Raw genomic sequence first — 20,447 nt, 5'->3', positions numbered from 1 at the left:
ACATGCATAAGTTTGTTGAAAAATGTATTGCCTTTTCATTAAGGAATCACATATTAATACTATTTCTTAGCGTACTCTTATTTATCGGCGGAATTGTATGTTATTTAAACACACCTATTGAGGCTTATCCCGACGTAACCAACACAAGAGTACGAATTATAACCCAATGGCCGGGAAGAAGTGCGGAAGAAATTGAAAAATTTGTTACTCTTCCTATAATGAAGGAAATGAATACCATTCCCAGAAAAACGGAAGTACGTTCTACTTCTCTTTTTGGTCTTTCGGTGGTAACCGTAATTTTTGAAGATGGAGTAGATGATTTCTTTGCTCAACAATATGCTTCAAATCGTATGCAGGATATGGATCTTCCGGAAGGAGCCGATCCATCTATAGAGCCGCCTTCCGGTGCTACCGGTGAAATATATCGATATACTATTAAAAGTGACCTTCCTGTTCGCGAAATATCTGCTCTTAACGAATGGGTAGTTGAGCGTGAGCTTTTATCGGTTCCCGGAGTAGCCAGTATTGTAAGTTTCGGTGGAGAAGAAAAATGCTATGAAATAAAAGTAAATCCTACAGAATTAGCTAATTACGGACTTTCGCCTTTGGAGGTTTACGAAGCTATTTCAAAAAGTAATATAAATGTAGGAGGAGATGTCATACAAAAAGGAAGTCAAGCCTATGTAGTACGCGGAGTTGGCTTATTGGACAATATTAAAGATATTGAAAATATACTTATTGAAGTAAAAGGTAGCACACCTATACGAGTAAAACAAGTTGCCAACGTTTCTGTTTCTTCAAAACCACGTTTGGGACAAGTAGGGTTAGATGATAGAGATGATGTTGTACAGGGAATTGTGGTAATGTTGAGAGGACAAAATCCGGGAGACGTGATTAAAAATTTAAAGGTTAAAATAGCCGATTTAAATGATCGTATATTACCTGAAAACGTAAAAATCGTACCTTTTTTAGATCGAACAACCTTAGTAGATGCTACTGTTCATACCGTAATGAAAAACCTGATCGAGGGTATTGTGTTGGTTTCCATTGTAGTATTTATTTTCCTGTTTAACTGGAGAACCACCTTGATTGTGGCTACGGTTATCCCGCTTTCTTTCTTATTTGCCATTATTATGCTTCGAATACAAGGACTTCCGGCGAACCTTATTTCAATGGGAGCGCTAGACTTTGGATTGTTGCTCGAGGGAACATTGGTTATTGTTGAAATTATATTTGTCTCGATGGTAAAGAGAACGGAAGAGTTGGGAGGAGAACGATTTATAAAATCGTCCAAAGGGGGATTAATTAAAAAAAGTGCCGGAGGAGTTGCTTCTCACATATTTTTTGCTCAGATTATTTTGGTCGTTGCCTTATTTCCTATCTTTTCATTTCAAAAAGTGGAAGGTAAAATGTTTTCACCGTTGGCATTTACTTTAGGATATGCTTTAATGGGATCATTAATTTTATCTCTTACCTATGTGCCGGTTATGTGTAAAATTTTACTTACCAAACCGGTTAAAGAAAAATCAAATGCAATCAGCAGATTCTTTTCCTCCCATTTATATAAAATATATCTATTTGCATCCAGACATCGTAAAGGAAGTATTATAACCTTTTGTATACTGTTAGTGCTTTGCATCGTAAGATTTAGTTTTTGGGGTACGGAATTTATACCCAGTATGAACGAAGGAGCAATTTATATACGTGCTACCTTACCTAACAGCATTAATTTGGACGAATCAGTAAAAATCACTCAACAAATGAAAAAGAAGTTGAGGAGTTTTGATGAAGTACAATTTGTATTGTCACAGACCGGACGTCCGAATGACGGAACAGATCCAACCGGGTTTTTTAACATAGAATTCCATGCCCAGTTGAAGCCGGAAAATCAATGGAAGAAAAAAGTTAAAAAGGAAGAGCTTATCCGAGAAATGAAAGATTCTTTAGACATTTATCCCGGAACAGTTTTCGGCTTTAGCCAACCCATACAGGATAATGTAGAAGAATATGTAGCAGGAGTAAAAAGTTCCTTAGTAATTAAAATTTACGGAGATGACCTTCAAAAGTTAGAACAAATGGCAGATCATGCAGCTTCTATCATACAAAAAGTGAAAGGAGTAGAAGATGTGAATGTGTTCCGAAGCATCGGTTTACCTGAATTACAAATCCGTTTATCCGAAGATCGCATGGCCCGTTATGCGGTATCTATGGCAGATGCTCAAGCAGTAGTGGAAATGGCAATAGGAGGTAAAGCTGCTACCCAGTTTTATGAAGGCGAAAAAATATTTGATGTCAGAGTACGATTTCAAAAAGAATACAGAGATAATGAAGATAAGATCGGGGAAATTCTAATACCTACCATGGATGGAAAACATGTTCCGTTAAAAGAAATTGCCGATATCAAATTTGTAACCGGCCCGACGTTTATCTATCGAGATGGAAGCAGCAGATACATCGGAGTTGGGTTTAGTGTTCGCGACCGTGATTTAGGGTCTACTATCAAAGAAGCCCAAGAAAAAGTAAATAAAGAAGTCAAACTAGGTCGAGGAAACCGCATGGTTTGGGCAGGAGAATTTGAAAGCCAACAAAGAGCAACACAACGATTGATGATTATTGTTCCTTGCGCCTTATTGTTGATCTTATTTTTACTCTATATGAATTTTAGGACCATCAAAGACACTTTAATTGCAGCAAGCGCCATGCCTTATGCCTTTATCGGTGGTTTTATTTCCCTGTGGATAACCGGTACCACTTTTGGAATTTCTGCAGGAATAGGATTTATTATACTCTTTGGAATTACCGCTATTGACAGCATTTTGTTGATTGCTTTGATGAAGAAAAAGATGAATTCAACAGGAAATTTAAGATTAGCCATAGATAGTGCAGTTAAAAGCAGGATACGTCCGGTGCTCATGATAGCCCTTATGGGATCGATGGGATTATTACCGGCCGCCATGTCCAATGGAATGGGTTCTGAAGTTCAAAAGCCTTTAGCAATTATGATAGTTGGGGGTATAATCACCTGTATGCTTTTATCATTTACTATTTTACCGCAAGTTTTTTACTTTGCTTACCGCAAGAAAAGAAAAATTAAATCATAAAATAGTAACTTTATAAAGCAAAAAGTAAAATATGGAGTTGTTATTAGTAGAAGATAATAAAAAAATCAGTGAGTTCATGATCAAAGGATTAGAAGAAAGCGGTTTTTCAGTCACTTTGGTTGAGAATGGTGTGGATGCGAGAAGTCGTTTAAATGATACCAATTGGAATATGATCTTATTGGATATTATGCTTCCTGATATTGACGGAATGGAGTTGTTGCAGTATATCCGCTATAAAAAAATAACCACTCCTGTTTTAGTAATCAGTGCTTTAGGAGATCCCGATGATAAAGTAAAAGCCCTAAGTTACGGTGCCGATGATTATCTTACCAAGCCTTTTCATTTTAAAGAACTCGTAGCACGAATTCATGCATTGGACAGAAGAAGGAAAATGAATTATGATTCTTCTTCCAATGTATTGGTTTGCGGAGATTTAAAAATATATTTGGATGAGCATAAAATTCTTAGAGGAGATACTGAAATATTTCTAACCCATCTTGAATTTAAATTATTAAAATTCTTAATGGAAAATAAAAATAAAGTTGTTTCAAGAACCCAAATTCTAACCAGTGTTTGGGGAATTAACCATGATATAAACACCAATATAGTAGAAGTATATATTTCTTATTTACGAAATAAAATTGATGGCGAGTTTGAAACAAAAATCATAGAAACCATAAAAGGAAGGGGATATCGTATTAAATCTTTATTAGCTGAATAATGAAAATACAGACAAGATTAAGTTTACTAGGCTCCGGTTTTTGGGGAATTGTCTTTATTGCCGTAGCGCTTCTGATATTCAGCTTCTACAAAAGGAGCATTGAAAACTCTGTTTACAGGAATTTACAAAAGACTGCTCAAATTATCGGCTATTACTTTTTTGAAGAAGATGAAATAAGCGCAAAAGAATTTCAAAAAATAAAAAAGCAATACGAAAAAATAAACAATCCCTATTTTGAAATTTACGACGATCTGAATCAATTAAAATATGGAAATATACAAGATGTTCCCGAATCGGTAATTAATGAAATACGCTATCAAAAGAAATTGTCCTTTACCACCGATAACTTTTTATGTTATGGAATGTATTATAATGACAACGAAGGCAATTTCGTAATCATTGCTAAGGAAAATAAACACGATGTGTATCAATACATTAATCCCCTTATAGGAATATTAGTATCTGCCTTTATTTTAGGGTTATTGGCTACCATATTGCTAAACCGTTGGATAGCCAATATAGCCTATCGTCCCATAAGAGAAGCCATTAACCAAGTAAAACAAATGACTCCGGGCGATTCCATGGAATTGAAGACGAGCCGAAATACAGTTAAAGACGAATTGTACGATCTAACTGAAACCTTTAATGAATTGCTTAAAAAAATTTCCGATTCAATTAAAATACAACAAAATTTTGTGAGCTATGTTTCACACGAATTCAAAACACCTTTGGCGGCAATTCAAGGAAATTTGGAGGTATTTTCCATGAAAAACCGTTCACCTGAAGAATATCAAGCCCTTGCCCAAACATTGATGGAGGAAATAGACCGGCTTCAAGAAATATTAGATATTTTGCTCATTGTTTCCGATTTGCGAAAAAATACAGACGTTTCAGAACAAATACGTATTGACGAACTCATATTTGAAATTATTAAACGGGTTTCAGATAAATATTCTGACTGTAGTGAGATCATAGATTATACTTTAGATGTTACTTCGGAAAATATAGAGTTGCTTTACATTAATATAGATAAAACACAATTATTTATAGCCTTGTTCAATTTAATTGAAAATGCGGTTAAATTCTCACAAAGAAAATTAGTACGTATTCAACTGTATGAACGTGAAGGAAAATTACATCTTTTGATACAAGATCATGGGATTGGAATTCCCAAAATGCAATTAAGCCAAATAAGCCGTCCGTTTTATCGAGCCCCTAATGCTGAAAAAGTTTCAGGATCGGGGATAGGGCTTTCCATTGCCCTTCGTATTTTAGAAAAAAACCATATAGAATATACTATAGAATCCGAAGAAAATAAAGGAACTAAAATTACCTTAACTTTTTTCGGCACGAATCTGGAGTAAATTTACACTCATATTTGTTTTAGCTGTTTATTGTTAAGTAAAATTAGTGTCAGTAAGATATTAATTCACTTAGCTGGAAAAGGTGAATTTTAAGTAATTCACCTTTTCATTTTTTAACAATGGAATCTTTCAAAAAAAAGATATTTTTAATAATATCAAAAACAAAGTGAGTTAGTAAACTTTCATAATTTAAAATTTTTAAAGGAGCATCTTAATTAAATCCTTATTTTTGAGCTGATTTAATCAATATAACCAAGAAGATAAAATGAATACGTATCAAAATCCGTTGGAAAGCCGCTATTGCAGTGATGAAATGTTGTACAATTTTTCTCCTGAAAAAAAATTTACTACTTGGAGAAAATTATGGTTAGCCCTGGCAGAAATACAAAAAGAGCTTGGTTTAGATATTTCGGACGAGCAAATAAAAGAGCTTAGAGAGCAAGTATCGAAAATAGATTTTAAGAAAGCAGACGAATACGAAAAAAAATTTCGTCATGATGTTATGGCCCATGTACATGCATATGGAGATGCAGCACCGGCTGCACGTCCCATTATTCATTTAGGGGCAACTTCTGCCTTTGTAGGGGATAATACGGATCTTATCCAAATACGTGACGGTTTCGAACTGGTGAAGAAAAAATTGATTAATGTTATTAAAGGATTGAATTCGTTTGCACTCAAGTATAAAGACCATCCTACCTTAGGGTTTACTCATTTTCAACCGGCACAATTAACAACGATTGGTAAACGAGCTACTCTTTGGCTGCAATCGGTTTTATTAGATTTGGAAGATTTAGAATATCGTTTGGAAACGTTGCGCTTCAGAGGAGTTAAAGGTACTACCGGAACGGCTGCCAGTTTTAAAGAATTGTTTGACGGGGACTTTTCAAAAGTCAAGGAATTGGACCGGAAATTATCAGAACGTTTCGGCTTTAAAAAAGTTTTTAAAGTAAGTGGTCAAACTTATGACCGAAAGATAGATGCTCAGGCACTAGAAGTACTTTCCAATATTGCACAATCTGCACATAAGTTTACGAACGATTTGCGTTTGTTGCAAAGCTTAAAAGAAATAGAAGAACCGTTTGAAAAAAATCAGATAGGTTCCAGCGCCATGGCTTACAAGCGTAATCCGATGCGATCTGAAAGAATTGCTTCATTAGCTAAATTCGTGATCTCTTTAGCAACTTCTCCTGCAATGGTTGCGTCCACTCAATGGTTTGAAAGAACATTAGACGATTCTGCAAATAAAAGGTTGAGCATACCTCAGGCATTTTTAGCCATAGATGCCATCTTATTAATCTGGAATAATATCCTGGACGGATTGGTCGTATATCCTAAAATGATTGAAAAGCATATTAATGAAGAATTGCCCTTTATGGCAACCGAATACATCATTATGGAAGGAGTTAAAAACGGAGGAGACCGACAGGAACTTCATGAAATCATTCGTCAACATTCTATGGAAGCAGCAAAAAAAGTAAAAATGGAAGGAAAGCCAAATGATTTAATCGAACGAATTATCATGGATGAAAAAATAAATATTGACAAAGAAAAATTGATGAAATTGATTAATCCATCCAATTTCATTGGCTTTGCTCCGGAACAAACAGAAGAGTTTTTAGATCAGGAAGTAAATCCTATTTTACTAAAATATGAACATCTACTAGGAATAAATTCCGATCTTAGAGTCTAAAAATATATATACTGAAATAACCACTGTGGCAGTTCTGATTGTTTAAACTAATTTAAACTAAACATAAACTAAATATTTATTCAATTTTGCCGATTATAGGGCTATCTAACGATCTTCGTGTCCGGTGGTTTTCAGTATAGAGTGTATTTATTAATTCGGTTTTATTTTCTAGAGTATCCGATTTCTTTATAAAATTCTCCCAAAAATTTCAGCATAAATAAATGTCTTTCTTCAGCCATTTCTTTAGCAATATTGGTATTCATCAAATCTTTTAGCTTCAATAGCTTTTCATAAAAATGATTGATCGTACACGAAGTGCTTTTTTGATAGGAAGCACTTTCCGTATATTCGGTCGGTTTTTCGTTCGGATCAAACAATTCTCGACCTTTGGTGCCTCCATAAGCAAATGCTCGAGCTATTCCTACAGCACCTATCGCATCCAATCGATCGGCATCCTGAACAATTTTTGCTTCAAGTGAAGTAGGAGGGGGATTATGTCCGCCCTTATACGAAACTTCGTTAATAATCTTGATGATATCTTCAATGAAACTTTTCGGATATGATAAAGAAGACAGTAATGGAAATACGAGTTCTTCAGTACGGTCCGTTCCATTATGGAGTTTATAATCTCCTACATCGTGAAGCCAGGCTGCCAATAAAACTTTAGAACGATCAGCCTTTTCGTGAAGGAGAATATTTTGAGCATTAGTGACTACCCGCTCAATATGCCAATAATCATGTCCACTTTTATCCGAAGAATGTTTATTTTTTATATAATCCCGAATGATTGATATTGCTTGGTCTAATTCCATGCTTAAATATAGAATTTTAATAAGAATTATATATAAATATAAGTTCAATAATTTAACAGCCCTTTAATTATATTAGAGGGTTATAAAGATATTGAATAGGGCTTTTCAACTTCAATTGAAAGTATTGATATGAAAGGATAAAAAAGAAAAAGCCCCTTTATAAAAAACAGGGGCTTATATTATATTTAATATGGTAAATGTATGTAGATAACTATTCGCTATATACACCCATATTTATAAATTTATTTTGTCTGTGTTCCACCAACTCATCAGGAGACATTTTAGAAAGCTCATTATAGGCCTCTAAAACTTGGTTTTTTAGAGATATAAAAGCTCCTTCCGGGTTGTAATGAGCACCGCCAAGCGGTTCCTTAATAATTCCGTCAATAATGCCTAATTCCAAAGAATTTTTAGGAGTTAAACGAAGATTTTCGGCAGCAACTTCTTTGTATTCCCAGCTTCTGAATAAAATTGAGGAACAACTTTCCGGGGAAATTACGGAATACCAAGTATTTTCCATCATGTAAACCTTATTTCCTACACCGATTCCCAACGCACCACCACTGGCACCTTCACCAATAACTACGCAAATAATCGGAACTTTAATTTGGCACATCTGAGCGATGTTATACGCGATGGCTTCTCCTTGTCCTCTTTCTTCGGCATCAAGTCCCGGATAGGCTCCAGGAGTGTCTATTAAGGTTAGAATAGGAATGTTAAACTTTTCAGCAACCCTCATCAAGCGTAACGCTTTTCGGTAGCCGTCAGGATTGGGCATACCAAAACGACGGTATTGTCTTTCTTTGGTATTTTTACCTTTTTGTTGCCCGATAATCATGAAAGTTTTACCGTCAATTCTACCTAATCCTCCAATCATGGCTTTATCATCGCCATAGTTGCGGTCTCCGTGTAACTCAATAAACGTATTATCAGTGATGGCACTGCAATAGTCTAACGAATAAGGACGAGAGGGATGTCTGGATAATTGTACGGTTTGCCAAGGGGTAAGGTTATCGTATATTTGATGTTTAGTTTGTTCGATTTTCTTTTCGATTTCTTTGGAAGTAGAATTTATATCTACTCCGCTTTCTTTACCAAGCTCGATCCATTTTTTAAGCTGGTCTTCTAATTCTTTTATAGGCAATTCAAAATCTAAATATTCCATTTTATGAGTATTAGTGACTAAATATACTAACTTTTAAATAAATCAAATTAAATTCTCATTTTTGAAACTACTTAGAAATGGTATTTTCAAAAATAAATTTCCAATGAATTATAAATCCAAAATTCCTTCAGGTAAAGTCATTGAAATGTAATGATCATTTCTGTTTACTTCAATAATCCAATCATTAATAACAGGAATGTAAATAAATTTATCATTTTTCGATAGTTTTATAATAAAAAGAGCTTGTGCGCTGTTATCGTTTATTTCAGTAATTTCTCCAATCTTTTGTAGGTTTTCGTCTACTAAAGAAAAGTGTATAACTTCATGATAATAAAATTGTTTTCCTTTTAATTTAGGTAATGTATTTAAAGGAAGGTACAGCTGCGTTCCTATTAAGTCTTGTGAATTGATAGAAGTATCTTCAAATTTTACACGTAATGAATCTTTATTATAGAGTTGACATTCATTTAGAAAAAAAGGAACCGGCATTTCATTGATATTAATAAATACCGATTCCAAATTATTGTAAGCCTCCGGTTCATCTGTGTCTAGTTTAACAATCAGATGACCTTTCAGACCATGAGTTTTAGTGATTGTGCCTAGGTAGTAACAATCTTCCAATTGCATGAATCTAATTAGGCTTTAGGTTCTTCATTAGTTTCAGCCTGAGCATCAGTAGCAGCTTCATCTTCTGCGATGATTGCTTCTACTACTTCCTCTGCATCGTTAGCTTCTGCTTCTTCTGCTTTTTGTTGAGCAGCGATACGGCTTTCATTTACTTTTCTTTCAGCTTCAAGCTTTTCTTTTTTCGCTTGTTGCTTAGAAGAAGCCAATTTGTCTTTTTTAGCTTGAATAGCTTTTTCTTTGTCTTCCAACCAAGCTTGGAATTTTTTCTCTGCTTCTTCAGCCGAAAAAGCTCCTTTTTTAACCCCTCCGTTCAAATGCTTTTTTAATAAAGCACCTTTATAAGAAAGGATAGATTTTGCTGTATCTGATGGTTGAGCTCCTTTTTCTAACCAGCTCACTGCTCTGTCAACATTTAATTCAATGGTTGCAGGGTTGGTTGTAGGAACGTAAATTCCTAATTTTTCGATGTTTTTACCATCTCTTTTAGCTCTAGAATCTGCTACAACAATGTGAAAAACCGGTTTTCCTTTTTTACCGTGTCTTTGTAATCTAATTTTTACTGCCATAATTTTTTATTTTGGGATCCCGTCCCGTTATTAGTTAAGTTTGCAAATATACTACTTGTTTTACTATTGCTGCAAATTTTTGTATACAAATTATCGTTTTATACTCTTAGTTTTTCTTGGAAAAATGAGCATCCCAGCCTTGGGCATTCAAAGGAATGCGCTGTGTATTTCCTTTGGTTATCAAAACATTTTCAACCGTTTCGGTAGCATGACCGATAATGGTGAAGTTAGGATTATGTTTGATCTTATCATGATCTTCAATAGGAATGGTAAATAAAATTTCATAATCTTCTCCCCCGTTCAATACCCCTGTTACGGGATTGATACCGAATTCTTCCGCCGTAGTAATTACCTGGCTGTCCATCGGGATTTTTTCTTCATAAATGGAGAAGCCAACATTACTTTGTTGAGAAAGATGAATGATTTCAGAGGCCAACCCGTCGGAAATATCAATCATAGAAGTAGGATGTACGTCCATTTCTTTAAGTAAGGCTTTAATTTCCGTACGTGCTTCAGGTTTTAATTGCCTTTCCAAAATATAAGTATACCCCGATAAATCCGGTTGAAGGTTTGGGTTAACTTTAAAAACAGAATTTTCACGTTCCAATACTTGTAATCCGAAGTAAGCACCGCCTAAATCACCGCTGACAACCAAAAGGTCATTAGGTTTTGCTCCTTTTCGGTAGACAATCTCGTCTTTATGAGCATATCCCACGGTAGAAATATTTATTACCAATCCCAGGTTGGATGAAGTGGTATCTCCTCCGACTAAATCTATAGAATAGTTTTTACACGCCAGGTGGATTCCGGTATATATTTCTTCTAATGCTTCTACCGGAAAACGATTAGAAACGGCTATGGAAATCAGTATTTGTTCCGGAACGGCGTTCATGGCAACCAAATCGCTGAGTCCGATAACTACTGACTTATAACCTAGATGTTTTAAAGGGGTATAAGCCAAATTGAAATGAATATTTTCCAATAGCATATCGGTAGAAACTAACACCTTTTTATCTTTTGGATCCAACACGGCGGAATCGTCACCAACTCCTTGTAGAGTAGAGGGATGTTTGGGTTTGAAATTTTGAGTAAGATGTTCGATCAGTCCAAATTCACCATATTCTGAAATTGAAGTTTTATATGGGTTCTTATTATCAAGCATACTGCGGATATCTATTAATTTATTTTGAATTCGATTTTCGAATTTACGGCTTTTTCGGGTATATGCCTTATTATTTTATATTACGATCCGTAATTTTTTCGATTTTTACTAAATAGTTAAAGTTTAATTAAAATGTTTTACAAGGATAGAATGATATAAATTTATTTTTAGACTAAGAGATTCAGAGATTAATTTTTAAGGCTTTAACCCATAACAAAAACAACACCCCAATATCCGTAAATTCATAAACTACAAACAGATAGCCCATACTTATTTTCAAATAAAACCCAAACTAACTGATAATTTTATTCAGATAACTGAACAGTATCTTTGTGGTGATCAACAAGTTAAATTAAAAATAAGAAATCTCTAATAGGTATAGAAAAGCTTAATTGAAAAAAAGGCGTGAATAAGTAGTTAAATAAATTTGAAAACAATTCACAGCTGCTCAGGCAATGCATTAATTTTTGTATACTATACAAGTATATTATTATAACTGATAAGTATTAAAAATATTATATAAAATTAATACGATATTATAACCGTATTTCCAACCAATTGTGCAGGATAAATTTTAGGTGCTCGGTCAGCTATTTCTAACGGTTGACCGGAAGTAAGAGACCATTTTGCTCCATCTTCAGGACAATAGATATAAAAATCGTCTTTTACTTCCAATCGGGTATTAGGTCCCGGGCAAATATGCGGTGCATTTCTGTCGTAGGCTAAAAACTTATTAGCCTCAATTCTAACCAATATTAAGCCCTTAGTACCGGTTAAAGGACCCGCTTCAATATAAGCATAACCATTAATACCGGATAATTTTTGGAACTGCGGTAAATTGAGATCGGCTGAATAACTTATAGAAGAATTAGGAAAACAACTAATTGTTTTGTTTCCATTTTCGCATTGGATGAAGAAGAATAACTGTGAAATTAATAATATATAAAGAATTAATTTTTTAATCATAATAAATTTGCTATATTTGCATACGGATAATCCGACCGTGAAGAGTCGGGTTATTTTTTTTATGTTTATAAATTACAACGCAAAATTACAAAAAATAGTATCATGAATTATGTAACGAAAGAAGGTCTAGATAAATTACGTAAGGAACTTGATCAATTGGAACAAGTTGAAAGACCTAAAATCACACAGCAAATTGCTGAAGCTAGGGATAAGGGTGATTTATCTGAAAATGCGGAATACGATGCGGCTAAAGAAGCACAAGGTCTGCTTGAAATGCGTATATCTAAGCTTAAAGATATAATTTCTAATTCTAAAATAATAGATCAATCGCAAGTTGATACTTCTAAAGTAGCTATATTATGTTCTGTTAAAATAAAGAATACTGCCAATGGACAGGAGATGAAGTATACCTTGGTTCCGGATACGGAAACCGATTTAAAAACCGGAAAAATCTCTGTTAATACACCCATTGCTAAAGGACTTTTAGGAAAGGAAGTAGGAGAAACTGCCGAAATAAATTTACCGAACGGTAATCGAATTAATTTTGAAATTTTAGAAATTTCATTAGATTAATAAGCTAAATTTACAACCTATGGCAAGTATATTTTCAAAAATCGTAGCAGGAGAAATTCCCTGTTATAAAGTTGCAGAAAGCGAAAAACACCTTGCTTTTTTAGATGCATTTCCAGTAGTTATAGGACATGTCTTAGTAATTCCTAAAAAAGAAACCGATAAACTGTTTGATTTGCCCAAAGATGAGTATGATGAATTAATGGATTTTACCTATAGGGTTGCTCAGGCAGTAGGGAAAGCTATTCCATGTTTACGAGTAGGAATGTCTGTACAAGGATTGGAAGTTCCCCATGTTCATGTTCATCTGATCCCATTAAACGCTATCGGAGACATGAACTTTGGTAACAAATTGACACTTAGTTCGGAAGAATTTGCTGAAATTGCTGACAAAATAAAGTCTTATCTATAGGGACTCTTGTTTGGTATAGTTTTAGTGAGAAAATTAAGTAAAAAATTTTAGAAAAAGATTAATAAAAATGGATTTAGGAAAAGAGTTCCATAAATATGCAGTAAAACACCAGGGAATTAATAGTCTGGCGGTAGATCAGTATGTAAATTCAATGACTCCATATATTACTGAAGAACGAAAATTAAATGTAGCACAAATGGATGTGTTCTCTCGGTTGATGATGGATAGAATTATATTCCTGGGAACAGGTATAGACGATCAAATAGCCAATATTGTAACCGCTCAATTATTGTTCTTGGAAAGTACAGATGCCAATAAAGATATTCAAATATATATTAATTCTCCCGGAGGAGGAGTGTATGCCGGACTAGGTATATACGATACCATGCAAATTATTAAGCCCGATGTGGCTACTATTTGTACCGGTATGGCTGCTTCTATGGGAGCCGTATTATTGACCGCAGGTGCTGCCGGAAAAAGATCAGCATTGAAACATTCTCGAATTATGATTCATCAGCCATTGGGAGGAGCTCAAGGGCAAGCCTCCGATATGGAAATTACATTAAAGGAGATCTTGAAGCTGAAAAAAGAATTATATGAAATTTTGGCAGAGCATTCCGGTCAACCTTTTGAAAAAATTGAGAAGGATTCAGATAGGGACTATTGGATGATTGCTTCAGAAGCTAAAGAATATGGACTTATTGATGAAGTTCTTGAAAAACGGTAAAGCTTTGTTTTGTTGAGAACCACATACATATAATATAATATTTATACTAAGACTTTCGTTTGTTCGATATCTACAAACGAAAGTTTTTTGTTTTTTTAAATAACGTTCAATGAGTAATAAATTACTTTTTTTGTTTGCATTTTTATTTAGTTTATCTTATAATGCACAAATCAAAATTACGGGGGTAATTATAAATCAGGACACCCAGCGTCCTATTGAAGGAGCAAAAGTATCTTTTCCTGAAGCTCCCGAAATTTCAACCCTTTCAAATAATATTGGATATTTTTCACTCGAATCTAAAAATAACTTTGATTCTATCGTTGTTCAGATTGTAAATTATAAGAAAAAGTCATTTCCTGTCAATAAAAAACAAAACTTAAATTTAATTATTAAATTCTCTGAAAAAGATAAGATTGGTACATCCTCAATTCCTCCATCAATTACCAATCAAACTAAAATTGATACGGATACTATATCATCATCTTCAAACCAGCAAGTTAATTACGTTAGAGTTACCGGTCAATTGCTAGATGAAGATACAGAAAAGCCAATTCCGGATGCTGATATTTTTCTTAAAAATACTCAGGTTTATGCTTCTACCGACAGTGACGGGAATTTTGAATTACAATCCAATAAATACATTGACACGTTACAAATTATTACAGATAAATACCCAACAAAATATATACCTTTACAAAGGGGTGATAATCTAGGCTTAATTGTAAATCTCAAATTAAAAAACAAAAATAGTAGCCAATCAACCGATAAAGGAACCGTAAGTAAAGAAAAAGAAATAGACGAGGTAGTAGTTACCGGTTTTCCGAAAAAACGTTTACCAAAAAAAGAAAATCCTGCATACCGCATATTGCGTGAATTATGGAAGAGAAGAAGAACCAACGGTTTGACTAATTTTAAGAATTATCAATATAAAGAATATGAGAAAATCGAATTTGATTTAAATAATGTTGATAGTGCTTTTATAAGTAAAAAAATCTTTAAAAAATTAAACATTTCAGCCAAAGACATAGATACATTAGATATCTCAGGAAAAACGTACATTCCCGTTTTTCTTAACGAATCCCTTTCCGATATAGTAGGACAAAATACACCTTCCAAAAGAGAAAAATCCTTTTTGAGAGGAAATAAAGCTTCTGGAATTCCTAATAATGATATTGTAGCCAACACGGTTAAAAATTTATATAAAGATGTTAATATATACGATAATGTGTTAAACTTTTTTAATAAAGGATTCACCAGTCCGGTAGCTACTATTGGATTTTCCGTATACGATTATTTATTGGCTGATACAGTTTCCGTAGATGGAGTTGATTGTTATTATATTAAATACAGACCTCGAAGAGATAATGAGCTTACTTTTAAAGGAGATTTATATATTACCAAAGATACTTATGCAGTAAAGCAAGTAACCTTACAATCCACTTCGGGTATTAATGTAAACTTCGTTAAAGACATATATATGGAATTGAATTATGACAATGTCAATGATTCAATCTTTATTCCATTACGAAATTACACGGTTTTAGATATGTCTCTTATAACTAAAAAAGAAGGAGGAAAAGGTATGTTTGCAAAACGTACCATAACTTATAATGATTATAAATTCGATGAGCCGCAAGGCACTGTAGAAAAACTTTTAGATCAACAATGGGAACCTATTTCTGAAGGAGCTTACAACCGAAAAGATGATTTTTGGGCCGACAATCGTCCGGATCGTCTCAATGAAGATGATAAAAAGGCATATGAAATGGTAGACAAGGTATCTAAAACCCGATTATTTAGAAATATAGTAGATGCTGTACAAATTCTTTCTTCAGGTTATGTCAATGTGGGTAATGCCATTGATATTGGAAATCTGTATCAAACACTAGGATATAACGATGTTGAAGGAACCAGAATTCGTTTAGGAGCTAGGACGTTTTTCTCTCCCAATGATATGTGGAGAGTGGAAGGATATACGGCATACGGATTTAAAGACGATCAATTTAAATATGGTTTTGAAGGGCGCTTGATGTTAAACAAATACAATCGTTTTACGATAGGTGCTGGAACAAAAAGGGATATAACTCAGTTAGGGACTTCGCTTACAGAAAATGAGGGAATTATGACCCGTTCTTTTGCATCATCTTCCATCATATCCCGAGGAAGTAATGAATATTTGAGTTCTGTCAATCAAACCAATGCATTTTTATCTATTGAACCGTGGAAAAATGTACAATTGCGATTAGATGGAACTTATCAATACATAAAATCGGCAAATCCTTTCAAATTTAATATCGGGTATTACAACAAAAAAGGAGATATTAAAAACGATTTGTATGATTCTCACTTAACATTTAGTATTCAAGCGAGACCGGGAGCTAAATATTCTCGTTTTGGATTAGACAGATATGAGCATACGACGTTATCTCCAACCTTAATTTTAAAATATATAAAAGGATTCAATGGAGTGTTGGATGGTGATTTTAACTATGATAAAATACAATTTTTATACAATCATCCGATCCTTTGGGGACCGATTGGTAAATCGAATGTTACTTTTGAATTCGGTAAATCGTTTAATAAATTGCCCTTATCCCTGTTAGGAATCATACCGGGTAACCAGTCTTACGGTATCGTAAATAATACCTTTGCATTGCTGGATTACTATGATTTCGTAACCGATATTTATACGGCATTGCATGTTGAACATCACTTCAACGGAAGGATATTTTCCTATATTCCTTTATTGAAAAAATTACAATTAAGAGAAGTAGCGATTTTCAGAGGTGTTTGGGGAGATATATCCGAAGGCTCCAAGAATATGAATGCTTCTAATATCAGATATGTAGCGCCTAATAAAGATATCTATTATGAATATGGATTTGGTATCGAAAATATAGGGTTTGGAAATTTAAGAATCTTTAGAGTAGATTTTAACTGGAGAGGGAATTACTTACATATGCCGGATGTTAATAAATTCGGAGTTAAATTTGGAATGCAATTTACATTCTAAAAATCATACGATTTAAAAAGAAAAAAAAGGAGTAATTATAGTACTCCTTTTTTTATTGAATTTTATATTAATTATTTTTTAATTCTAGAATTAGTTAAAACAAAAGTGCCGACTAATTCCCTGATATTTACATAGGTTTTCTTCATAAGTTTAGGGATATCCTTTTTTCTAATCCATTGGGCTTTATCAATTCCTTCATTTTTTTGAGGTTTAGGTTTTTCATTTCCATCATACTTCATTTCAAACCATTGAACTATTTTTAAAAAGTATTTTTTTTCAGATTGATACACATGATAAGTTGTCGTTAGGTATTTTTTTAATTTTAGATCAGAAATAGAACATTCTTCTTCTACTTCCCGTTTGGCAGCTTTTTTAAAAGTTTCATTTTCTTCCACATGACCTTTCGGTAAATCCCAATAACCGTTTCTTTTAATAAATAAATAATTGTCTTTACTATTATTAACTAATCCTCCCGCTGCATACACGGGGGTAGCTATTTTTAGTAATTTTTTCCAAACTTTTTTGGTTTCAGATGAGTAAATATGAATTGAATTTATTTTCGTATGGTACAAAATATCCAGAGCGTATACCAAAGTTTTCGAATTTTCGTATGGAAGGTTAATGGCACCTTTTCTTTTATTTTTACCAAGGGTAAGAAATCTTTCGTTTACAGAAATTTTGTACATTTGTGTTTGTTTTTACCAAAATTACAAAAATGAATATTAAAGGAGAAAAAATACTGGTTAATAAATCGGCAGAAGATATTTACACGTTAGCATCTCAGCCTTCTGAATTTAAAAAGTTCATGCCTGAAACCATTGATAAGTTTGAGGCAGATGAAGATGGATTTATTTTTGCATTAAAAGGAATGCCTGAAATTGCCTTGAAAATGAAAGAAAGAATACCTTATTCAAAAATTGTATTAAGTTCGGCTAAAGAAAGTTTGAATTTTGACTTAAGTTTATTGATAGATCAGGTTACAGATAGTTCAAGTGAAGTTCAATTTACTTTCGATGGTAAATTTAATATGTTTATATCTGCCATGGTTGAAAAGCCTTTAAAAAATTTAATTAAAGCTTTAACGGAAGGAGTTACTAAAATTTCATAACGTTAAATTTAAAACATAAAAAAAGCTATTTTATTTAAAATAGCTTTTTTTATATAAAGAATATTTAACTTATTTTTTTCCTTTTTTACTTCCTTTTTCAGGGTTGAAATTATCATACGCATATTTCACGGCTCTAAAAACATCTACAACACCTCCGGTCGCTGAAAGTTGATCAAAAGTTGTTTTAATCATAGGACTGTTTTCACTCTCGCCACCTGCTGTTACTTCTATAGTAGATTTATTTGCTGTTATGAATAATATATTTTTCACTTGTTCAGCAGTTAACTGAGGAAAATAAGACCATAAAAGGGCAGCACATCCCGCAACAACCGGAGAAGCCATACTGGTACCTTGTAAAAATTTATATTTTCCTTTAGTAACGGTAGAGTAAATTTCTAATCCGGGTGCAAAAATATCAACTTTTTCTTTTCCGTAGTTAGAAAAAGACGCCTTCAATGCATTATTATATCGAGTACTGGCACCTACGGTAATCCAATTGTTTACAAAAGATTTATGCTCATTATCCTTAAAATTGGTTGGATAATTATATTCAGTATCTACATTTTTATTATCATTACCGGCAGCATGAACCATTAATACACCCTTTTTTTCCGCGTATTTCATAGCTTCCCATACTCTCTCTTTATTAGGAGAAAAAGGCTTACCAAAACTCATATTGATGACTTTAGCGCCATTATCAACGGCATAATATATGGCATTTGCAATATCTTTATCTCTTTCATCACCATCCGGAACGGCTCGAACTACTAAGATTTTTGCAACATCCCCGGCTATACCGTCCATACCTATATTATTATTTCTAACTGCTGCAATTATACCGGAAACATGAGTTCCATGTAATGCATCCGGGCCTTCCACTTCATTGTTACCGTAATGTTTTTCCTTAATATCTGTATAATCATCACCTACAATGTAGCGAGGATCATAACTTTTATTAAGCATGTAATCTACTTTACCGGAATAATACTTAACTGCTTCACCCATTTCACTATCTGCCAACATATTGATTTGAGTTGCATTTTTTCCTTCCAAATCGCTATTATTTGCAATCATCTGAAGGAAAGCTTGTTTATATTGAGGAACAGTAAAAGTTGCCTCATTTACATTTTCAAGAGTCAAAGGTTTGTCACCCAGAGCATTTTGTAATTCAGTGGTCATTTGTCTTATCAAAGCTTTTTGCTCATCAATATTAGATAGGGCATCTTTAGCTTCACCTAAATCTTTATCATATATAAATTTAGCTCTTTGATATTCTTTGAATTCGTTCGGATACTTTTCCCGATTTTTTTCATTCGTTTTCAGATCACCGGTTTCGAACAGTTTTTCATATAAAGAAACAATACGGGTTGATTCCATAGTATCGTGGTCAACATCTTTTCCATCTTTTCCACCGATAAAATCCCATCCATGAACATCGTCAGCATATCCATTACCGTCGTCATCTTTACTGTTATTAGCGATTTCTTTAGGATTATTCCAAATATTATTTTTCAAATCCGGATGATCAATTTGTACACCACTATCAATTACTCCAACGATAATAGGAGAGGGCTTGAGTCCTTTAGACTTTAAAAATTCAATAGCATCAGTAGTCCCTACACCATAAATACCGGTTTTTTCAAAACTTTGATGATACCAGTTTTTTAAAGCAAGGGAATCAACTGCCGGAACGTTATTTTGAGCAAATGCATTGGCAGTAAAGAATGCAAAAGCGAAGCTTAGGCTTAATAGTTTTATCTTCATTTAAAATTATTTATTTATTCGACATTAGTAAGGTAAGTAGCAGATTTCGGGCCAAGATTGCATATAAGATCTAGTATTGAAAGATCATTCATAAACTCGAAACGGTCTGAAAATACCTGAATATATTTTTTATTTTTATAGGGACTTTCTTTTTTAGCGTTGAATGCTTCTCGCGCATCGGTAAACGGAGGATTTTTTACATATTCATACGTTAGTTCGTACGAACATTCCAACTTTAGGATAGAACATGCCCATTCTAATGTGTTTAGATTTAAATCTAATAAAAAGGTTTCTTTTTTTTCCAATAATTGGATTAGCTTATCTTCGTAATATTCAAAGTAAGGAGAACTTTGATATGCTGATTGTAATGATTTAATGTGTAATTTTTGCCATGAAGACGCATAGGAAATCTTAATATCTTTTATAATTCTGGCTCCTGAATGTTCAATAGGAACAATAAGAGGCAATTTTCCATTAGCTCCTTGAACAATGCAACGATTACGATAAGTTTGTTTAGGAAAATTTTCCCACTGTTCCAAATAGATCTTTTCCGAATGGATCCATTTTTCAAAATAATAAACAGGAGGAAAATAAAAACAAGGTAAGACGATCATAGTTATTTTTTATGAAAGTGCTAATTTACCATAAAAATAAATATGATCTTCTTATTTTAACA

Annotated in this window: 18 protein-coding genes; 9 read left to right on the top strand and 9 right to left on the bottom strand. The window is 33.5% G+C overall.

The features are described from left to right. Positions 1–2 precede the first annotated feature (2 nt). The 4 genes from GFU93_RS01760 to purB all read left to right on the top strand — a co-directional run bounded on the left by GFU93_RS01760 (position 3) and on the right by purB (position 6,879). Positions 3–3,101, top strand: a complete 3,099-nt coding sequence (locus GFU93_RS01760) for an efflux RND transporter permease subunit (RefSeq protein ID WP_160566635.1) — start codon at positions 3–5, stop codon at positions 3,099–3,101. 31 nt (positions 3,102–3,132) lie between these two features. After that, on the top strand, positions 3,133–3,822 hold the full coding sequence (locus GFU93_RS01755) for a response regulator transcription factor (protein ID WP_160566632.1): 690 nt from the start codon (positions 3,133–3,135) through the stop codon (positions 3,820–3,822). Further along, positions 3,822–5,186, top strand: coding sequence for a HAMP domain-containing sensor histidine kinase (locus tag GFU93_RS01750; RefSeq protein ID WP_160566630.1), 1,365 nt, complete (start codon positions 3,822–3,824; stop codon positions 5,184–5,186). Before GFU93_RS01755 ends, GFU93_RS01750 begins: the two co-directional genes overlap by 1 nt. Before the next feature lie 265 nt (positions 5,187–5,451). Then, on the top strand, positions 5,452–6,879 hold the full coding sequence (gene purB / locus GFU93_RS01745) for an adenylosuccinate lyase (RefSeq protein ID WP_160566628.1): 1,428 nt from the start codon (positions 5,452–5,454) through the stop codon (positions 6,877–6,879). A gap of 161 nt (positions 6,880–7,040) precedes the next feature. On the opposite strand, the gene GFU93_RS01740 is transcribed toward purB, so the two are convergent. The 6 genes from GFU93_RS01740 to GFU93_RS01715 all read right to left on the bottom strand — a co-directional run bounded on the left by GFU93_RS01740 (position 7,041) and on the right by GFU93_RS01715 (position 12,177). After that, positions 7,041–7,691, bottom strand: a complete 651-nt coding sequence (locus GFU93_RS01740; RefSeq protein ID WP_160566624.1) for an HD domain-containing protein — start codon at positions 7,689–7,691, stop codon at positions 7,041–7,043. A gap of 211 nt (positions 7,692–7,902) precedes the next feature. Continuing rightward, a complete protein-coding gene (locus tag GFU93_RS01735; RefSeq protein ID WP_160566621.1) occupies positions 7,903–8,856 on the bottom strand; it encodes an acetyl-CoA carboxylase carboxyltransferase subunit alpha in 954 nt (317 codons plus the stop codon). Positions 8,857–8,964: 108 nt separating this feature from the next. Continuing rightward, the gene (gene rimM, locus GFU93_RS01730) at positions 8,965–9,483 is read right to left on the bottom strand and encodes a ribosome maturation factor RimM (protein WP_160566617.1); all 519 of its coding nucleotides are present in this window, start codon (positions 9,481–9,483) and stop codon (positions 8,965–8,967) included. Positions 9,484–9,491: 8 nt separating this feature from the next. Beyond that, the gene (locus GFU93_RS01725; protein WP_105297868.1) at positions 9,492–10,049 is read right to left on the bottom strand and encodes a 30S ribosomal protein S16; all 558 of its coding nucleotides are present in this window, start codon (positions 10,047–10,049) and stop codon (positions 9,492–9,494) included. Positions 10,050–10,155: 106 nt separating this feature from the next. Continuing rightward, entirely contained in the window at positions 10,156–11,211 is a 1,056-nt protein-coding gene (gene thiL, locus GFU93_RS01720; protein WP_160566614.1) for a thiamine-phosphate kinase, read from the bottom strand. A gap of 525 nt (positions 11,212–11,736) precedes the next feature. Next, positions 11,737–12,177 (bottom strand): hypothetical protein, encoded by a 441-nt coding sequence (locus GFU93_RS01715; RefSeq protein ID WP_160566611.1) that lies wholly within the window; start codon positions 12,175–12,177, stop codon positions 11,737–11,739. Between the two features lie 102 nt (positions 12,178–12,279). Here GFU93_RS01715 and greA point away from each other — a divergent pair, with 102 nt between their 5' ends. The 4 genes from greA to GFU93_RS01695 all read left to right on the top strand — a co-directional run bounded on the left by greA (position 12,280) and on the right by GFU93_RS01695 (position 16,899). Continuing rightward, positions 12,280–12,750, top strand: coding sequence for a transcription elongation factor GreA (gene greA, locus GFU93_RS01710; RefSeq protein WP_105297865.1), 471 nt, complete (start codon positions 12,280–12,282; stop codon positions 12,748–12,750). A 19-nt stretch (positions 12,751–12,769) separates the two neighbouring features. Continuing rightward, complete coding sequence (locus GFU93_RS01705; protein ID WP_160566608.1) at positions 12,770–13,159, top strand: HIT family protein; 390 nt, start codon at positions 12,770–12,772, stop codon at positions 13,157–13,159. A 67-nt stretch (positions 13,160–13,226) separates the two neighbouring features. After that, the gene (clpP, locus tag GFU93_RS01700; RefSeq protein ID WP_105297863.1) at positions 13,227–13,886 is read left to right on the top strand and encodes an ATP-dependent Clp endopeptidase proteolytic subunit ClpP; all 660 of its coding nucleotides are present in this window, start codon (positions 13,227–13,229) and stop codon (positions 13,884–13,886) included. 109 nt (positions 13,887–13,995) lie between these two features. Then, positions 13,996–16,899, top strand: coding sequence for a DUF5686 family protein (locus tag GFU93_RS01695; protein ID WP_160566605.1), 2,904 nt, complete (start codon positions 13,996–13,998; stop codon positions 16,897–16,899). Between the two features lie 71 nt (positions 16,900–16,970). On the opposite strand, the gene GFU93_RS01690 is transcribed toward GFU93_RS01695, so the two are convergent. After that, a complete protein-coding gene (locus GFU93_RS01690; protein WP_160566602.1) occupies positions 16,971–17,585 on the bottom strand; it encodes an NUDIX hydrolase in 615 nt (204 codons plus the stop codon). A gap of 29 nt (positions 17,586–17,614) precedes the next feature. Between GFU93_RS01690 and GFU93_RS01685 the strand changes: the two genes are divergently transcribed. Next, positions 17,615–18,007 carry an SRPBCC family protein gene (locus GFU93_RS01685; protein WP_160566600.1) on the top strand — a complete coding sequence of 131 codons (393 nt, stop codon included), beginning with the start codon at positions 17,615–17,617 and terminating at the stop codon, positions 18,005–18,007. Between the two features lie 69 nt (positions 18,008–18,076). Here GFU93_RS01685 and GFU93_RS01680 read toward each other — a convergent pair whose 3' ends face one another. Further along, positions 18,077–19,771 carry a S8 family peptidase gene (locus tag GFU93_RS01680; RefSeq protein WP_160566597.1) on the bottom strand — a complete coding sequence of 565 codons (1,695 nt, stop codon included), beginning with the start codon at positions 19,769–19,771 and terminating at the stop codon, positions 18,077–18,079. A 14-nt stretch (positions 19,772–19,785) separates the two neighbouring features. Next, a complete protein-coding gene (locus GFU93_RS01675) occupies positions 19,786–20,385 on the bottom strand; it encodes a WbqC family protein (RefSeq protein ID WP_160566594.1) in 600 nt (199 codons plus the stop codon). Between the last annotated feature and the right edge of the window lie 62 nt (positions 20,386–20,447).

Source organism: Apibacter sp. B3546 (assembly GCF_009827885.1).
In the GTDB taxonomy this organism is placed as follows: domain Bacteria; phylum Bacteroidota; class Bacteroidia; order Flavobacteriales; family Weeksellaceae; genus Apibacter.
Note: the sequence above shows the minus strand (reverse complement) of the source record. Positions and strands in the feature narration are given on the sequence as shown.

Excerpts from the sequence above, each read along its gene's own strand:
- greA (WP_105297865.1), top strand. The coding sequence starts at position 12,280 with ATGAATTATGTAACGAAAGAAGGTCTAGATAAATTACGTAAGGAACTT.
- purB (WP_160566628.1), top strand. The coding sequence starts at position 5,452 with ATGAATACGTATCAAAATCCGTTGGAAAGCCGCTATTGCAGTGATGAA.
- GFU93_RS01695 (WP_160566605.1), top strand. The coding sequence starts at position 13,996 with ATGAGTAATAAATTACTTTTTTTGTTTGCATTTTTATTTAGTTTATCT.
- thiL (WP_160566614.1), bottom strand. The coding sequence starts at position 11,211 with ATGCTTGATAATAAGAACCCATATAAAACTTCAATTTCAGAATATGGT.
- GFU93_RS01750 (WP_160566630.1), top strand. The coding sequence starts at position 3,822 with ATGAAAATACAGACAAGATTAAGTTTACTAGGCTCCGGTTTTTGGGGA.
- GFU93_RS01755 (WP_160566632.1), top strand. The coding sequence starts at position 3,133 with ATGGAGTTGTTATTAGTAGAAGATAATAAAAAAATCAGTGAGTTCATG.
- GFU93_RS01675 (WP_160566594.1), bottom strand. The coding sequence starts at position 20,385 with ATGATCGTCTTACCTTGTTTTTATTTTCCTCCTGTTTATTATTTTGAA.
- GFU93_RS01705 (WP_160566608.1), top strand. The coding sequence starts at position 12,770 with ATGGCAAGTATATTTTCAAAAATCGTAGCAGGAGAAATTCCCTGTTAT.
- GFU93_RS01740 (WP_160566624.1), bottom strand. The coding sequence starts at position 7,691 with ATGGAATTAGACCAAGCAATATCAATCATTCGGGATTATATAAAAAAT.
- GFU93_RS01715 (WP_160566611.1), bottom strand. The coding sequence starts at position 12,177 with ATGATTAAAAAATTAATTCTTTATATATTATTAATTTCACAGTTATTC.
- GFU93_RS01760 (WP_160566635.1), top strand. The coding sequence starts at position 3 with ATGCATAAGTTTGTTGAAAAATGTATTGCCTTTTCATTAAGGAATCAC.
- rimM (WP_160566617.1), bottom strand. The coding sequence starts at position 9,483 with ATGCAATTGGAAGATTGTTACTACCTAGGCACAATCACTAAAACTCAT.
- GFU93_RS01725 (WP_105297868.1), bottom strand. The coding sequence starts at position 10,049 with ATGGCAGTAAAAATTAGATTACAAAGACACGGTAAAAAAGGAAAACCG.
- clpP (WP_105297863.1), top strand. The coding sequence starts at position 13,227 with ATGGATTTAGGAAAAGAGTTCCATAAATATGCAGTAAAACACCAGGGA.
- GFU93_RS01685 (WP_160566600.1), top strand. The coding sequence starts at position 17,615 with ATGAATATTAAAGGAGAAAAAATACTGGTTAATAAATCGGCAGAAGAT.
- GFU93_RS01680 (WP_160566597.1), bottom strand. The coding sequence starts at position 19,771 with ATGAAGATAAAACTATTAAGCCTAAGCTTCGCTTTTGCATTCTTTACT.
- GFU93_RS01735 (WP_160566621.1), bottom strand. The coding sequence starts at position 8,856 with ATGGAATATTTAGATTTTGAATTGCCTATAAAAGAATTAGAAGACCAG.
- GFU93_RS01690 (WP_160566602.1), bottom strand. The coding sequence starts at position 17,585 with ATGTACAAAATTTCTGTAAACGAAAGATTTCTTACCCTTGGTAAAAAT.